This window comes from Streptomyces bikiniensis, from assembly GCF_000716625.1.
Taxonomy (GTDB): domain Bacteria; phylum Actinomycetota; class Actinomycetes; order Streptomycetales; family Streptomycetaceae; genus Streptomyces; species Streptomyces bikiniensis.
The window spans coordinates 70,509-85,909 of the sequence record NZ_JNXJ01000007.1 but is presented as its reverse complement, the minus strand read 5'-3'; the positions used below and the strand labels follow the sequence as shown (position 1 = coordinate 85,909).

Genomic DNA, 15,401 nt, shown 5'->3' with positions numbered 1-15,401 from the left:
TCAGGAGTCCTCTCGCAGGACGGCGGCGAGGGCGTCGACGCGGTTCGTGGTGATCGCGTCCGCCCCGTTCATGATCAGCTTACGCATCGTGCGCTTCGTGTCCGCCGTCCAGGCCGACAGGAGCAGCCCGTCCCGGTGCACCCGCTCGGCCAGCTCCCGGCCCACCAGGCCGAAGCGGTAGTTGAGCCAGCGCGGGCGCACGGCGTTGAGGAGCACCGGCCGGGGCGGGGCGAGCGAGTTCCAGGTCAGGGCGATCTCGGCGGCCGGGTCGGCGGCCCGCACCTGGAGCATGGCGACGGTCCCGGCGCAGTAGTAGACCCGCTCCCCGGCCCCGCACTCGCGGACCGTGCCGACGACCTTCCGGACCGAGTGCTCGTTCCCGCCCGGCAGGTCCAGCATCAGCCGGTGGTCCCCGACGGCGAGCAGGGCCTCCCGCAGGGTCGGCACCCCGCCCGCCGTCACCTCCTCCACCTGCGCGTACGTGAGCGCGGAGAGCGCCCGGTCCGGGCCCCAGAGGCGCTTGAGGGTGTCGTCGTGGAGGAGGACGGGCACTCCGTCCCTCGTCAGCCGGACGTCCACCTCGACCGCGTCCGCGCCCCGTTCGATCGCCGAGGAGATCGAACGGAGCGTGTTCTCGCGGAAGCGGTACGGGTCGCCGCGGTGGCCCACGGCAGTGACGGATCGCATGGGGCCATTGTGGCCGGGGACGACCGCCGGTGTCGCCGGTGCGCGGGCCCCGGCGGCCTCCCGTGTCGTCAGCGGGCCTGCCACGCCTCGGTGTACGCGTCGATCTCGGCGGCGATCCGGGCCTTGCCGGCCCCGTCCAGGAAGGAGGCCTCCACCGCGTTCTTCGCGAGGGCGGCGAGACCGCGCTCGTCGAGGTCGAGGAGCCGGGCGGCGACCGCGTACTCGTTGTTCAGGTCGGTGCCGAACATCGGCGGGTCGTCGCTGTTGACGGTGACCAGGACCCCCGCGTCCACCATCTGCCGGATCGGGTGCTCGTCCAGGGTGGCGACGGCCCGGGTGGCGATGTTGGAGGTCGGACAGACCTCCAGGGCGATCCGGTGCCCGGCCAGGTACGCCAGGAGCTCCGGGTCCCGCACGGAGCTGGTGCCGTGCCCGATGCGCTCGGCGCCCAGCTCGCGGATCGCGTCCCAGACGGTCTCCGGGCCGGTCGTCTCGCCCGCGTGCGGCACGGAGCGCAGACCGGCCGCCCGGGCCCGGTCGAAGTACGGCTTGAACTGCGGGCGCGGCACCCCGATCTCCGGGCCGCCGAGACCGAAGGAGACCAGGCCCTCCGGGCGCAGCCCCTCGGTGGTGGCCAGCCGCGCGGTCTCCTCGGCGGCTTCGAGCCCGGCCTCGCCGGGGATGTCGAAGCACCAGCGCAGGACCGTGCCGAACTCGGCCTCGGCCGCCTTGCGGGCGTCCTCGATCGCGTCCATGAACGCGTTCTCGTCGATGCCCCGGCGGGTGGAGGAGTAGGGGGTGATGGTCAGCTCCGCGTAGCGGACGTTCTGCCGGGCCATGTCCCGGGCGACCTCGAAGGTCAGCAGCCGGACGTCCTCGGGGGTGCGGACCAGGTCCACGACCGACAGGTAGACGTCGATGAAGTGCGCGAAGTCGGTGAACGTGAAGTAGTCGGCCAGGGCCTCCGGGTCCGTGGGGACCTTGGAGTCCGGGTGGCGGGCCGCGAGCTCGGCGACGATCCGGGGCGAGGCGGAGCCCACGTGGTGGACGTGCAGCTCGGCCTTGGGGAGGCCCGCGATGAAGGGGTGCAGATCGGTCATCGGGTCATCGTAGGCCGGACGGTTCCCCCGCAGGAGTGAGGCCGTAGCATGACGTGACCACGATGGGGGAGGCCCATGTCCGACAACCGAGACCAGCAGCCGGGCGGCTACGACCCGGCGGACCCGTGGGCTCCGCCGAACCGCGACGGGGTGGAACCGAGCAAGCCGGCGGCGCCGCCGCCCCCGCCGGTCCACGACCAGCAGACCGTCACGTCCATGCCGATCGCGCCCGGCCCCGGCGACGTCCCGCCGCCCCCGGTCGCGCCCGGCGGCCCGGCGGCGGCACCCGGCGCGTACGGCTATCCGGCCGACACGGTCGGGAGCTACGGCTACCCGGCTCCGGCCGCCCCGGCGCCCATGACGACCTCCGGGTACGGCTACCCCGGATATCCGGGGTACGGCGGTCAGCCCGGCTGGCAGCAGTCCCCCTCCAACGGCATGGGCACGGCCGCGCTGGTGCTCGGCATCGTCGCGGTCGCGGGCTTCTGCCTGTACGGCCTGGGGGTGATCCTCGGCGTCCTGGCCCTGATCTTCGGCATCATCGGGGTGAAGAAGGCGGGCCGGGGCGAGGCGACGAACCGGGGGATGGCGGTCGCCGGCATCGTCCTCGGCGCCGTCGGCACCGTGGTCAGCGCGGTCTTCCTCGGCTTCGTCATCTGGGCGATCGCCCAGGACCCCTCGTCCTTCGAGGACTCCGGCGGCTACGAGGACGACCCGTTCGCCTCCTCCCTGGTCCTGGAGACCACCCGCTGAGGCGCCGTGCGCAAGCCGTGCGCACGGGGAAGGGCCCCGCACCGGACATCCGGTGCGGGGCCCTTCCGCATGACGCGTGACGCATGACGCGTGACGCGTGACGCGTGACGCGTGACGCATGACGCGTGACGCATGACGCGTAACGCGTGACGCGTGACGCACGGCGTCACGCGCCCCGCAGCCGCTCCCGCGCCTCCATGAGGGCGAAGCCGAGCAGGTTGAGGCCGCGCCAGCGCGCCGGGTCGTGGGCGCCGGGGTCGGTCGCGGCGAGCCCGATGCCCCAGACCCGGTCCACCGGACTGGCCTCCACCAGGACCCGGGCGCCGGTGCCGAGCAGATACGCGCGCAGGGCCTCGTCCGAGGAGAACTTGTGGACGCTGCCCTCGACCACGATCCCGAACCGCTCCCGCTCCCACACCGCGTCCTCGAAGCCCCGCACCGTCCGGCCCGCCTTCTTGGCCTCGGCGGGGGTACGGGCGGCCAGCGCGGCCCGCTCGGCGTCCGCGTCTCCGAAGAGCCGCGCCTTGGCGGCCATCATCCAGTGCTCCGCGGTCGCGTAGGCCGTCCCGTCGACCGTGAAGGGGGACGGCCACCACTGGCTCAGACAGCTCGCCGAAAGGTGTCCGTCCGGGTGCGGACGGTGACCCCAGAAGTGCAGCCACTTCACCCCGTCACCCCTGCTGACCTGCTGTGTCAGCTGCTCGATCGCGCTCATGCATGGGAGTCTGGCATCCGCCACGGACACTCCGTACGGAGATTTTCCGACGACCTCGACACATGGTCGACCGAATCCGTCGCGTAACCAAAAGGCAACAACGGAATCACTTGTTGGGTGGTCGTCCCTCTGTCAGGATCGGCACTCAATTCGAGCTGGGACAACGGAGAGCGTCATGGGCAACCGCTTCCAGGTGACGGACCGCTTCGCGGACGGCGCGCAGTACATCGGCGGAAGGCTCCGCCCCGGAACGTCCGGCGAGGACCACCACGTGATCGACCCGGCGACCGGGAAGAGCGTGTACACCTACGCGCTCGCCTCCACCGCCGACGTGGACGAGGCCGTGGCCGCCGCCAAGGCCGCCTTCCCGGGCTGGGCGCGTGCCACCCCCGGCGAGCGCTCCGACGCCCTGCACCGCTTCGCGGGCCTCCTCGCCGAGCGGGCCGAGGACTTCGCCCGCGTGGAGTCCCTCCAGTGCGGCAAGCCGCTCAAGCTCACCGCCGAGTTCGACGTGCCCGGCACGGTCGACAACACCGCCTTCTTCGCCGGGGCCGCCCGTCACCTCCAGGGCCAGGCCGCCGCCGAGTACTCCGGCGACCACACCTCCTACGTACGGCGCGAGCCCCTGGGCGTCGTCGGCTCCATCGCCCCCTGGAACTACCCCCTCCAGATGGCCGCCTGGAAGATCCTCCCGGCGATCGCCGCCGGCAACACGATCGTCCTGAAGCCCGCCGAACTCACCCCCCTCACCTCCCTGATGTTCGCGCAGGCCGCCACGGACGCCGGCATCCCCGACGGCGTGATCAACGTCGTCAACGGCGCCGGCCGGACCGTCGGCGAACACCTCGTCGGCCACCCCGACGTCGTCATGACCTCCTTCACCGGCTCCACCCCGGTCGGCAGGCGGGTCGCCGAGATCGCCACCGCCACCGTCAAGCGCCTCCACCTCGAACTCGGCGGCAAGGCCCCCTTCGTCGTCTTCGACGACGCCGACCTGGAGGCCGCCGCCCACGGCGCCGTCGCCGCCTCCCTCATCAACAGCGGCCAGGACTGCACCGCCGCCACGCGCGCCTACGTCCAGCGCCCCCTCTTCGACGCCTTCACCGCCCGCGTCGCCGAACTCATGGAGTCCGTACGGCTCGGCGACCCCTTCGCCCCGGACACCGACCTCGGCCCGCTGATCAGCCACGCCCAGCGCGACCGGGTCGCCGGCTTCGTCGACCGCGCCCGCGCCTACGCCACCGTCGTCACCGGCGGCGAAGCACCCGGCGGGGACCTGGAGGACGGTGCGTACTACCGTCCGACCCTGATCACCGGCGCCGCGCAGGACAGCGAGGTCGTGCAGTCGGAGATCTTCGGCCCGGTCCTGGTGGCCCTGCCCTTCGACACCGACGACGAGGGCATCGAGCTCGCCAACGACACCCCCTACGGCCTCGCCGCCTCCGCCTGGAGCCGCGACGTCTACCGGACGGGACGGGCCACCCGGGAGATCAAGGCCGGCTGCGTCTGGGTCAACGACCACATCCCGATCATCAGCGAGATGCCCCACGGGGGAACCCGGGCCTCGGGCTACGGAAAGGACATGTCGGTGTACTCCTTCGAGGAGTACACGCAGGTCAAGCACGTGATGTACGACAACACCGCAGTCGCCGCGAAGGACTGGCACCGCACGATCTTCGGGGACCGATAGCCGACCGTCGCCCGACCGGCGACGCAACCCTCCCGAAAGGGCACAGCGCATGGAGCAGTACGAGCCCGACAGCCTGTCCGCCGCCCAGCTCGCGGCGATACGGCGCAGCATGACGAGCGGCCGGGGCGCCCTCAGCCGCCGTTCGATGCTGCGCGCGGGCGGCGTCGGCGCGCTCACCGTCGGAGGCCTCGCGTCCCTGAGCGCCTGCGGCATCCCGCCCGCCAAGCGGGAGGGCCAGGGCGCCGCCTCCACGGACGACTCGGCCAAGGAGAAGACGGTCGCCTTCTCCAACTGGACCGAGTACATGGACGTCAGCGAGGACGAGAAGTCCCGCCCCACCCTGGAGGCGTTCGAGAAGCGCACCGGGATCAAGGTCAAGTACACCGAGGACATCAACGACAACGTCGAGTTCTTCGGCAAGATCAAGCCGCAGCTCGCCGCCGGCCAGGACACCGGACGCGACCTCATATGCGTCACCGACTGGCTCGCCGCCCGGATGATCCGCCTCGGCTGGGTGCAGAAGCTCGACCCCTCGAACCTCCCCCACGCCTACACCAACCTCTCCGCCCAGTTCCGCAACCCCGACTGGGACCCGGGCCGCGCCCACTCGTACCCCTGGACCGGCATCTCCACCGTCATCGCGTACAACGTGAAGGCGACCGGCGGGAAGAAGGTCGACTCGGTCACCCAGCTCCTGGACGACCCCTCCCTCAAGGGCCGGGTCGGCTTCCTCACCGAGATGCGCGACACCGTCGGCATGACCCTGCTCGACCTCGGCAAGGACCCGGGCTCCTTCACGGACGCCGACTTCGACGCGGCGATCGGACGCCTCCAGAAGGGCGTCGACAAGAAGCAGATACGCCGCTTCACCGGCAACGACTACACGTCCGACCTCGACAAGGGCGACATGGCCGCCTGTCTCGCCTGGGCCGGCGACGTCATCCAGCTCCAGGCGGACAACCCCGACATCCGCTACTCCATACCGGCGGCCGGCTACATCACCTCCACCGACAACCTGCTCGTCCCCGCGCAGTCCCGGCACAGGACCAACGCCGAGAAGCTCATCGACCACTACTACGAGCTCCCCGTCGCCGCCCAGCTCGCCGCGTACATCAACTACGTCTGCCCCGTCGACGGGGTGAAGGACGAGCTCACCAAGATCGATCCCGAGCTCGCGGACAACACGCTGATCCTCCCCGACAAGGCCATGGCGAAGAAGTCGCGCGCCTTCCGCTCGCTCACCGGCGCAGAGGAGACGGCGTACGAGGAGAAGTTCGCCAAGCTCATCGGCGCCTGAGTCCGGCCTCGTCCACCCCTCTCACTCCCCCGGGACCACGACCCATGACTGACAAGACTGCCCACACCGGAAAGAACACGGGCGGCGGCGACGTCCGCCTCACCGGGATCAGCAAGGCGTACGGCTCCTTCACCGCCGTCCACCCGCTCGACCTGACCGTCCCGCAGGGCTCCTTCTTCGCCCTCCTCGGCGCCTCCGGCTGCGGCAAGACCACCACCCTGCGCATGATCGCCGGCCTGGAGGACCCCAGCACCGGCACCGTCTTCCTCGGCGACACCGACGTCACCGACCTCCCGCCCTACAAGCGGCCGGTCAACACCGTCTTCCAGTCCTACGCGCTCTTCCCGCACATGGACATCTCCGAGAACATCGCCTTCGGCCTGCGCCGCCGCGGCATCAAGTCGGTCAAGAAGCAGGTCGACGAGATGCTGGAGCTCGTCCAGCTCGGCGACAAGGCCCGGCATAAGCCGCACCAGCTCTCCGGCGGCCAGCAGCAGCGCGTCGCCGTGGCCCGCGCCCTCATCAACCACCCGCAGGTGCTCCTCCTCGACGAGCCGCTGGGCGCCCTCGACCTCAAGCTGCGCCGCCAGATGCAGCTGGAGCTCAAGCGGATCCAGACCGAGGTCGGCATCACCTTCGTGCACGTCACCCACGACCAGGAGGAGGCCATGACCATGGCCGACCAGGTCGCGGTGATGAACGGCGGCCGGGTCGAGCAGCTCGGCGCCCCCGCCGACCTGTACGAGAACCCGCGGACCACCTTCGTCGCCAACTTCCTCGGCACCTCCAACCTCATCGAGGCCGAGGTCCTGGAGGCGGGTTCCGACGTGCTGGTCACGGCGGGCGGCGGCAAGCTCCGGGTCCCCGGCGACCGCTGTACCCCCGCCGTCCGCGCGGGCGGCCGGCTGCTCGTGGGCGTCCGCCCCGAGAAGATCTCCCTCACGCACGCGGACGACGCCGGCGCGATAGCCGACGGCCGCAACCGCGTCACCGGCCGGATCGCCGACTCCTCCTTCATCGGCGTCTCCACCCAGTACGTGGTGAACTCGCCCGCCGGGGCCGAACTCCAGGTGTACGAGCAGAACATCGAGCGGGACGCGCGGCTCGTCCCGGGCGCCGAGGTGGTCCTGCACTGGAACCCGGCCCACACCTTCGGACTCGACGCCGATCAGGACATCGACGCGGGCGTGGAGAGCGTGGAGGACGCCGGATGAGCGCCCCCGTCCTCACGAAAGAGGCGCCGGAACCGGTCGAGGAACCGGTTCTGCGCAAGCCCGCCACCCGCAAGCGGCTCGTCCCCTACTGGCTGCTGCTCCCCGGCATCGTCTGGCTGCTCGTCTTCTTCGCGCTGCCGCTGGTCTACCAGGCCTCCACCTCGGTCCAGACCGGCTCCCTCGAAGCCGGCTTCGAGGTCACCTGGCACTTCCCGACCTACTGGGAGGCCCTCCAGGAGTACTGGCCCCAGTTCGTCCGCTCCCTGCTCTACGCCGGGACCGCGACCGTCCTCTGCCTGCTGCTCGGCTACCCGCTCGCGTACCTGATCGCCTTCCGGGCCGGCCGCTGGCGCAACCTGCTCCTCGTCCTGGTCATCGCCCCCTTCTTCACCAGCTTCCTCATCCGGACCCTGGCGTGGAAGACGATCCTGGCGGACGACAGCCTCGTGGTCGACGCGCTGAACGCGCTGCACGTCCTCGACGTGACGAGCTGGCTCGGCTGGACCGAGGGCGACCGCGTGCTCGCCACCCCGATGGCGGTCGTCTGCGGCCTGACGTACAACTTCCTGCCCTTCATGATCCTGCCCCTCTACACCTCCCTGGAGCGGATCGACGGGCGCCTGCACGAGGCCGCGCAGGACCTGTACGCCTCCCCGGCCACCACCTTCCGCAAGGTGACCTTCCCGCTGTCGATGCCCGGCGTCGTCTCCGGCACCCTGCTCACCTTCATCCCGGCGAGCGGCGACTACGTCAACTCCGAACTGCTCGGCTCGACCGACACCAAGATGGTCGGCAACGTCATCCAGTCGCAGTTCCTGCGGGTCCTCGACTACCCGACGGCCGCCGCGCTCTCCTTCATCCTCATGGCGATCGTCCTGGTCATGGTCACCGTCTACATCCGCCGCGCCGGAACGGAGGACCTCGTCTGATGCGCTGGATCCGCAAGAACCTCGTCGTCGTCGCGGGCCTGCTGACGCTCGCGTACATGATCCTGCCGAACCTCGTCGTGATGGCGTTCTCGTTCAACAAGCCGAACGGGCGCTTCAACTACTCCTGGCAGCAGTTCTCCCTGGACGCCTGGAAGGACCCCTGCGGCGTCGCCGACATGTGCCAGTCGCTGTCGCTCTCGCTCCGGCTCGCCGCCTGGGCCACCCTCGGCGCCGTCGCCCTCGGCACGGCGATCGCCTTCGCGCTCGTCCGCTACCGCTTCCGGGCGCGCGGCTCGATCAACTCGCTGATCTTCCTGCCGATGGCGATGCCCGAGGTCGTCATGGCCGCCTCGCTGCTCACCCTCTTCCTCAACATGGGGATCGAGCTGGGCTTCTGGACGGTCCTGATCGCCCACATCACCTTCTGCCTGTCGTTCGTCGTGACGGCGGTCAAGGCCAGGGTCATGTCCATGGACCCGCGTCTCGAGGAGGCCGCGCGCGACCTCTACGCGGGGCCCGCGCAGACCTTCCTGCGCGTCACCCTGCCGATCGCCGCCCCCGGCATCGCCGCCGGCGGACTGCTCGCCTTCGCGCTCTCGTTCGACGACTTCATCATCACCAACTTCAACGCGGGACCCTCCACGGTCACCTTCCCCATGTTCGTCTGGGGCTCGGCGCAGCGCGGAACACCCGTTCAGATCAACGTCATCGGCACCGCGATGTTCGTCCTCGCGGTACTGGTGGTCATGGCCGGACAGATCATCACGAACCGGCGCAAGAAAACAGCAACAGCCTGAGCGAAGGCCGCCCAGGCACCGAAGGAGTTGGAAACCATGGCCCCAGTCGCCATGCGTCTCGCCGCCCGATCTCTCTCCGACGCCCAGCCCGTCCCCTTCTGGCTGGAAGACCCCGGCAAGCCCGGAGCCCTGCCCGCCCTCACCGGCACCGAGAAGTGCGACCTCCTCGTGGTCGGCGGCGGCTACAGCGGACTGTGGACCGCGCTCCTCGCCAAGGAGCGCGACCCCTCCCGGGACGTCGTCCTGATCGAGGGGCGCGAGGTGGGCTGGGCCGCCTCGGGCCGCAACGGCGGCTTCTGCGCCGCCTCCCTCACCCACGGTTTCGGCAACGGGCTCGCCCGCTGGCCGGGCGAGCTGCCGAAGCTGGAGGAGCTGGGCGAGCGGAACCTCGACGCCATCGAGGCGGCCGTCGCCCGCTACTCCCTGGACTGCGACTTCGAGCGCACCGGCGAGATCGACGTGGCCACCGAGCCGTACCAGGTCGAGGAGCTGCACGAGGTGCACGCGGAGCTCGAACGGCTCGGCCTCGCCGACGGCGTCGACGTCCTCGACCGGGACGCGGTGCGCGCCGAGGTCGACTCGCCGACCTTCCTCGGCGGCCTGTGGGACCGCCGGGGGGTCGCCATGCTGAACCCCGCCAAGCTGGCCTGGGGCCTCAAGCGGGCCTGCCTGGGCCTGGGCGTCCGGATCCACGAGAACACCCCCGGCCTGGACCTGGTCTCCGTCGGCGCCGGCATGGGCGTGCGCACCCCGTACGGCAAGGTCCTCGCCCGCCGGGTCGCGCTCGGCACCAACGTCTTCCCGTCCCTGGTCAAGCGGGTCAGGGCCTACACGGTCCCGGTCTACGACTACGCCCTGACCACCGAACCGCTCGGCGCCGAACAGCTCGCCTCGATCGGCTGGAGGAACCGGCAGGGGCTCGGCGACTCCGCCAACCAGTTCCACTACTTCCGGATCACCGCCGACAACAGGATCCTGTGGGGCGGCTACGACGCGATCTACCCCTTCGGCGGCAAGGTCAGCGCCGAGAGGGACCACCGCCCCGAGACGTACCTCAAGCTGGCCGAGCACTTCTTCCACTGCTTCCCGCAGCTCGAAGGGCTCCGCTTCAGCCACGCCTGGGGCGGCGCGATCGACACCTGCTCCCGCTTCTCGGCCTTCTTCGGCACGGCCCACAAGGGCAAGGTGGCGTACGCGGCCGGGTTCACCGGCCTCGGCGTCGGCGCCACCCGCTTCGGCGCCGACGTGATGCTCGACCTGCTCGCGGGGGAGCGCACCGAGCGCACCGAGCTGGAGATGGTCCGCTCCAAGCCGCTGCCGTTCCCGCCCGAGCCGGTCGCCTGGGCCGGCATCGGCCTCACCAAGTGGTCACTCGCCCGCGCCGACGAGAACGGCGGCCGGCGGAACCTGTGGCTGAAGGCGATGGACCGCCTGGGCCTGGGCTTCGACAGCTGAGCGGTCACGACCGGCCGAGTGACGCACGTCACAACCGACGAGTGGGCGAAGTCGCGTAAGAGGAGCCGCCCTCCCCGCTCTCTCCGTGTGGACACCGTGTCCACACGGAAGGAGGACGTCGCGATGACTGGTACGGGGACCACGGGCGCCAGGAGCGCGGTGGAGTGGCTGCTCTCGGCCGCGCCCGATCCCGACGCCTGCCGGTGGGAGTGGGAGCGCAGCCCGCACGGGGTCGCGCTGCTGCCCGCCGGCGTGCGGTGGGACGTGCTGATCCTGCCGGCCGGGCTCGGCTATCCCACGCTCGACGTGCTGACCCGCCTGGTGGGCCGGCCGGGCCCGGTCCTGACCGACTTCGGCGACGCCCGGATGGGCTTCTTCGTCCCGCCGGGCACCGCCGCCCGCTGGCTCGGCACCGGCATCCGCAGCGCGGGCTCCGGGACCTGGATCGTCGTCCCGTACCCGGGCCGGGCGAACGGCGCGGTGCGCTGGCTGGTGGTCCCGGACGGCTCGGGGACCCTCACCGACGCCCCGCTCCTGGAGCTGGCGATGCACGAGGCGGCGGGCCGACTGGCCCGGGGGGAGGGGGTGGTGGACGGGGACTGAGCGAAGAGGTCGTCCGTACAGAGGTCTTGACCACTCGATTGGTCTGGACCATGCTGTGGCGCGCTCCCTTCGATTCCCCCACCTCCCCTCTCCCCCTCCCGGAGGCAGTCGTGGCCCGCTCCAGACCCCTCACCCTGATCCTGGCCGGCGCCCTCGCCGCCGGTGGACTCCTCGCGCTCACCCCCGGCGCCCAGGCCGCCGACGCCGAACTCGCCCGCAACGGCGGCTTCGAGGCCGGACTCGACGGCTGGACCTGTACGGCGGGCAGCGGCGCCGTCGTCACGTCGCCCGTGCACGGCGGCACGAAGGCACTCCGGGCCACTCCGGCCGGCAGCGACAACGCCCGCTGCTCCCAGACCGTCACCGTGAAGCCGAACTCCACGTATGCGCTGAGCGGCTGGGTGCGCGGCAGCTACGTCTACCTGGGCGCCACCGGCACCGGCACCACCGACGTCTCCACCTGGACGGGCTCGGCCCCCGACTGGCAGAAGCTCTCGACCTCGTTCACCACGGGCCCCTCGACCACCTCGGTCACGATCTACACCCACGGCTGGTACGGCACCCCCGCCTACCAGGCCGACGACCTCTCCCTGTACGGCCCCGGCGGCGACCCGGTCCAGCTCCCCACCGCCCCCACCGGGCTCGCGGCCGGCTCCCCGACCTCCACCACCGTGCCGCTGACCTGGAGCGCGGTCTCCGGCGCCACCTCGTACCACGTCTACCGGGGCACCACGAAGATCCAGACGGTGACCGGCACCTCGGCCACCGCGACCGGTCTCACGCCCTCCACCGCGTACACCTTCCAGGTCAGCGCCGCGAACGCGGCGGGCGAGTCCCCGAAGTCCGCCGCCGTCACCGCGACCACGACCAGCGGCGGCGGCGGGGACGGCGGCAACCAGGGCCTGCCCGCGCACGCCCTCGTCGGCTACCTCCACGCCAGCTTCGCCAACGGCTCCGGCTACACCCGCATGGCCGACGTCCCCGACTCCTGGGACGTCATCAACCTGGCCTTCGGCGAGCCGACCTCGGTGACCTCGGGCGACATCCGCTTCAAGCTCTGCCCGGCCACCGAGTGCCCCAACGTCGAGTCGGAGGCGGAGTTCAAGGCGGCGATCAAGGCCAAGCAGGCCGCCGGCAAGAAGGTCCTCATCTCCATCGGCGGCCAGAACGGCCAGGTCCAGCTCTCCACCGCGGCCGCCCGCGACGCCTTCGTCACCTCCGTCTCGAAGATCATCGACGAGTACGGGCTCGACGGCCTGGACATCGACTTCGAGGGCCACTCCCTCTCGCTCCAGACCGGCGACACCGACTTCCGGAACCCGACCAGCCCGGTCGTCGTCAACCTGATCCAGGCGGTCAAGACCCTCAAGGCCAAGTACGGCGCGAAGTTCGTCCTCACCATGGCCCCGGAGACCTTCTTCGTCCAGCTCGGCTACCAGTTCTACGGCTCCGGCCCCTGGGGCGGCCAGGACCCGCGCGCCGGCGCCTACCTGCCGGTCATCCACGCCCTGCGCGACGACCTCACCCTGCTGCACGTCCAGGACTACAACTCGGGCCCGATCATGGGCCTGGACAACCAGTACCACTCGATGGGCGGCGCGGACTTCCACATCGCGATGACCGACATGCTCCTCACCGGCTTCCCGGTGGCGGGCAACGCCGACCGCTTCTTCCCGGCCCTCCGCGCCGACCAGGTCGCCATCGGCCTCCCGGCCTCCACCCAGGCGGGCAACGGCCACACCAGCCCGGCCGAGGTCAACAAGGCCCTGAACTGCCTCACGAAGAAGGTCGACTGCGGCTCGTACCAGACCCACGGCACCTGGCCCGCCCTGCGCGGCCTGATGACCTGGTCCATCAACTGGGACCGCTTCAACCAGTGGGAGTTCTCGAAGAACTTCGACGCGTACAACTGGAGCTGACGGCCAGGATCCACAGCCCCAGACAGAGACTGGCCACCACGTCCAGCGGCCAGTGGTAGCCCCGCAGCACCAGCCCGGTCCCCGTCACCGCCGTCAGCACGGCGGCGACGGGGACCAGCCGGTTCGAGACGAGGAAGGCCGCGCCGAAGTAGGCCACCAGCGCGGTGGCCGTGTGGCCCGACGGGTAGTAGCCGTGCGCCCACGGCTCCAGGGGTCCGGGCCGCGCGGTCCACAGCTTCATCGGAACCACGAGGAGCGGTACGGCGGCCATGGCGAGGCCCGCGCACAGGGCGGCCCGCCACCGCCCGCGCCACACCGCGTACGCCATGGCGCAGCCGAGCACGGGGAGGGCGACGGGCAGGTTGCCGAGGTCGGAGGCGAGTTCGCTCAGGGGCCGGGGGACCGTGTCCACCAGGGCCCGGGACACCCGCTCGTCGAGCCTGGCCAAGGGGCCGTGGACGAGTACCTGCCAGGTCACGACGGCGAGGGCGACGAGCGCCGAGAGGAGAGCCGGCCGCCCTGGAACAGGGGGGGTGGTTCCAGGACGGCCGGGAGGACCGGTCCGCCGCGCGCCCCGGGGGGTATGGGGCGTGCGGCCGTCCGATCGGTGAGGAGTGCCGGGGCACGAGGCGCCGGCGGCGTGCGCGGAGGCACGGTGCGGACGGGGCTGGGGAGGCTCCGCCCGGGGTGTTTCTCTCATCCGTGGGAACCGTACGTCAGGGAAAGGGGGACCGACAGCGGGAAACGCGTCCCGCCATCGGCCCCCCACAGAGTCTTCACACCACGGCCCTCACGGGCCGGTGGATCAGATCCGGGCGAACGCGTTCTCGATGATGTCGAGGCCCTCGTTCAGCAGGTCCTCGCCGATGACCAGCGGCGGCAGGAAGCGGAGCACGTTGCCGTAGGTGCCGCAGGTCAGGACCAGGAGGCCCTCCGCGTGGCAGGCCTTCGCCAGGGCGCCGGCGGCCTCCGCGTACGGCTCCTTGGTGGCGGGGTCCTTCACCAGCTCGATGGCGATCATGGCGCCGCGGCCGCGGATGTCGCCGATGGCCGGGAACTTCTCCTGCATGGCGGTGAGGCGGGCCTTCATGACCTCCTCGATACGCTTGGCCCTGCCGTTGAGGTCGAGCTCCTTCATCGTCTCGATGGCGCCGAGCGCACCGGCGCAGGCCACCGGGTTGCCGCCGTAGGTGCCGCCCAGGCCGCCGCCGTGGACGGAGTCCATGATCTCGGCGCGGCCGGTGACGGCGGCGAGCGGCAGACCGCCGGCGATGCCCTTGGCGGTGGTGATGAGGTCCGGGACGACGCCCTCGTCCTCGCAGGCGAACCACTGGCCGGTGCGGCAGAAGCCGGACTGGATCTCGTCCGCGACGAAGACGATGCCGTTGTCGTTGGCGAACTTCACGATCGCCGGCAGGAAGCCCTTGGCCGGCTCGATGAAGCCGCCCTCGCCGAGGACCGGCTCGATGATGATCGCGGCGACGTTGTCGGCGCCGATCTGCTTACTGATCTGGTCGATCGCCTGGGCGGCGGCCTCGGGGCCGCAGTTCTCGGCACCGGTGGGCCAGCGGTAGCCGTAGGCCACCGGCACGCGGTACACCTCGGGCGCGAACGGACCGAAGCCCTGCTTGTACGGCATGTTCTTCGAGGTGAGCGCCATCGTCAGGTTCGTACGGCCGTGGTAGCCGTGGTCGAAGACGACGACGGCCTGGCGCTTGGTGTACGAACGGGCGATCTTGACCGCGTTCTCGACGGCCTCGGCGCCCGAGTTGAACAGGGCCGACTTCTTGGCGTGGTCGCCCGGGGTCAGCTCGGCGAGCGCCTCGCAGACCTCGACGTAGCCCTCGTACGGGGTCACCATGAAACAGGTGTGGGTGAAGTCCTGGAGCTGCGCGGAGGCGCGGCGCACGACGGCCTCGGCGGAGGCGCCGACCGAGGTCACGGCGATGCCGGAGCCGAAGTCGATCAGGCGGTTCCCGTCGACGTCCTCGATGATGCCGCCGCCGGCCCGCTTGGTGAAGACCGGCAGCGTGGAGCCCACGCCACCGGCGACCGCGTCGAGGCGTCGGGCCTGAAGCTCCTGCGACTTCGGACCGGGGATGGCGGTGACGACGCGCCGCTCCTGCGGGACAGCGTTCATGCGGGGCTCCTGGGGGTGTTCTGGACGCACTTGTGGGTTTCCTCCGCAGGCTAGGCGGGGGGAAGGGGCGGAGGCATGCGCCGATCGGGAGTGGTGGGGGGC

The 15,401-nt window shown here is 71.1% G+C and carries 14 protein-coding genes; 9 read left to right on the top strand and 5 right to left on the bottom strand.

Annotation, left to right across the window (positions count from 1 at the left end; genetic code table 11):
• Both OO47_RS06965 and OO47_RS06960 read right to left on the bottom strand, forming a co-directional pair.
• Positions 1-687: a glycerophosphodiester phosphodiesterase gene (locus OO47_RS06965; protein WP_030217885.1), complete on the bottom strand. Its 687-nt coding sequence runs from the start codon at positions 685-687 to the stop codon at positions 1-3.
• Between the two features lie 68 nt (positions 688-755).
• Positions 756-1,787, bottom strand: coding sequence for an adenosine deaminase (locus OO47_RS06960; protein ID WP_030217882.1), 1,032 nt, complete (start codon positions 1,785-1,787; stop codon positions 756-758).
• 75 nt (positions 1,788-1,862) lie between these two features.
• Between OO47_RS06960 and OO47_RS06955 the strand changes: the two genes are divergently transcribed.
• On the top strand, positions 1,863-2,540 hold the full coding sequence (locus OO47_RS06955; protein WP_030217879.1) for a DUF4190 domain-containing protein: 678 nt from the start codon (positions 1,863-1,865) through the stop codon (positions 2,538-2,540).
• Between the two features lie 166 nt (positions 2,541-2,706).
• Here OO47_RS06955 and OO47_RS06950 read toward each other — a convergent pair whose 3' ends face one another.
• Positions 2,707-3,255, bottom strand: a complete 549-nt coding sequence (locus tag OO47_RS06950) for an NADAR family protein (RefSeq protein ID WP_033208318.1) — start codon at positions 3,253-3,255, stop codon at positions 2,707-2,709.
• 175 nt (positions 3,256-3,430) lie between these two features.
• Between OO47_RS06950 and OO47_RS06945 the strand changes: the two genes are divergently transcribed.
• From OO47_RS06945 to OO47_RS06910, 8 genes are all read left to right on the top strand, one after another.
• Positions 3,431-4,945, top strand: coding sequence for a gamma-aminobutyraldehyde dehydrogenase (locus OO47_RS06945; RefSeq protein ID WP_030217873.1), 1,515 nt, complete (start codon positions 3,431-3,433; stop codon positions 4,943-4,945).
• Between the two features lie 49 nt (positions 4,946-4,994).
• Positions 4,995-6,242, top strand: a complete 1,248-nt coding sequence (locus OO47_RS06940) for an ABC transporter substrate-binding protein (protein ID WP_030217870.1) — start codon at positions 4,995-4,997, stop codon at positions 6,240-6,242.
• 44 nt (positions 6,243-6,286) lie between these two features.
• Positions 6,287-7,456 carry an ABC transporter ATP-binding protein gene (locus OO47_RS06935; protein WP_030217868.1) on the top strand — a complete coding sequence of 390 codons (1,170 nt, stop codon included), beginning with the start codon at positions 6,287-6,289 and terminating at the stop codon, positions 7,454-7,456.
• On the top strand, positions 7,453-8,385 hold the full coding sequence (locus tag OO47_RS06930) for an ABC transporter permease (RefSeq protein ID WP_030217865.1): 933 nt from the start codon (positions 7,453-7,455) through the stop codon (positions 8,383-8,385). The genes OO47_RS06935 and OO47_RS06930 overlap by 4 nt, the downstream gene beginning before the upstream one ends.
• The gene (locus tag OO47_RS06925) at positions 8,385-9,182 is read left to right on the top strand and encodes an ABC transporter permease (protein ID WP_030217863.1); all 798 of its coding nucleotides are present in this window, start codon (positions 8,385-8,387) and stop codon (positions 9,180-9,182) included. The genes OO47_RS06930 and OO47_RS06925 overlap by 1 nt, the downstream gene beginning before the upstream one ends.
• Positions 9,183-9,218: 36 nt before the next feature.
• Positions 9,219-10,637, top strand: coding sequence for an NAD(P)/FAD-dependent oxidoreductase (locus OO47_RS06920; protein WP_030217858.1), 1,419 nt, complete (start codon positions 9,219-9,221; stop codon positions 10,635-10,637).
• 123 nt (positions 10,638-10,760) lie between these two features.
• Positions 10,761-11,240, top strand: a complete 480-nt coding sequence (locus OO47_RS06915) for a bifunctional DNA primase/polymerase (protein ID WP_030217856.1) — start codon at positions 10,761-10,763, stop codon at positions 11,238-11,240.
• A gap of 50 nt (positions 11,241-11,290) precedes the next feature.
• Positions 11,291-13,159, top strand: coding sequence for a chitinase (locus tag OO47_RS06910; RefSeq protein WP_407696286.1), 1,869 nt, complete (start codon positions 11,291-11,293; stop codon positions 13,157-13,159).
• Here OO47_RS06910 and OO47_RS06905 read toward each other — a convergent pair.
• Both OO47_RS06905 and gabT read right to left on the bottom strand, forming a co-directional pair.
• Positions 13,110-13,859, bottom strand: a complete 750-nt coding sequence (locus tag OO47_RS06905) for a phosphatase PAP2 family protein (RefSeq protein ID WP_078489514.1) — start codon at positions 13,857-13,859, stop codon at positions 13,110-13,112. The genes OO47_RS06910 and OO47_RS06905 overlap by 50 nt on opposite strands.
• Positions 13,860-13,964: 105 nt before the next feature.
• Entirely contained in the window at positions 13,965-15,299 is a 1,335-nt protein-coding gene (gene gabT, locus OO47_RS06900) for a 4-aminobutyrate--2-oxoglutarate transaminase (protein WP_030217850.1), read from the bottom strand.
• Positions 15,300-15,401 lie beyond the last annotated feature (102 nt).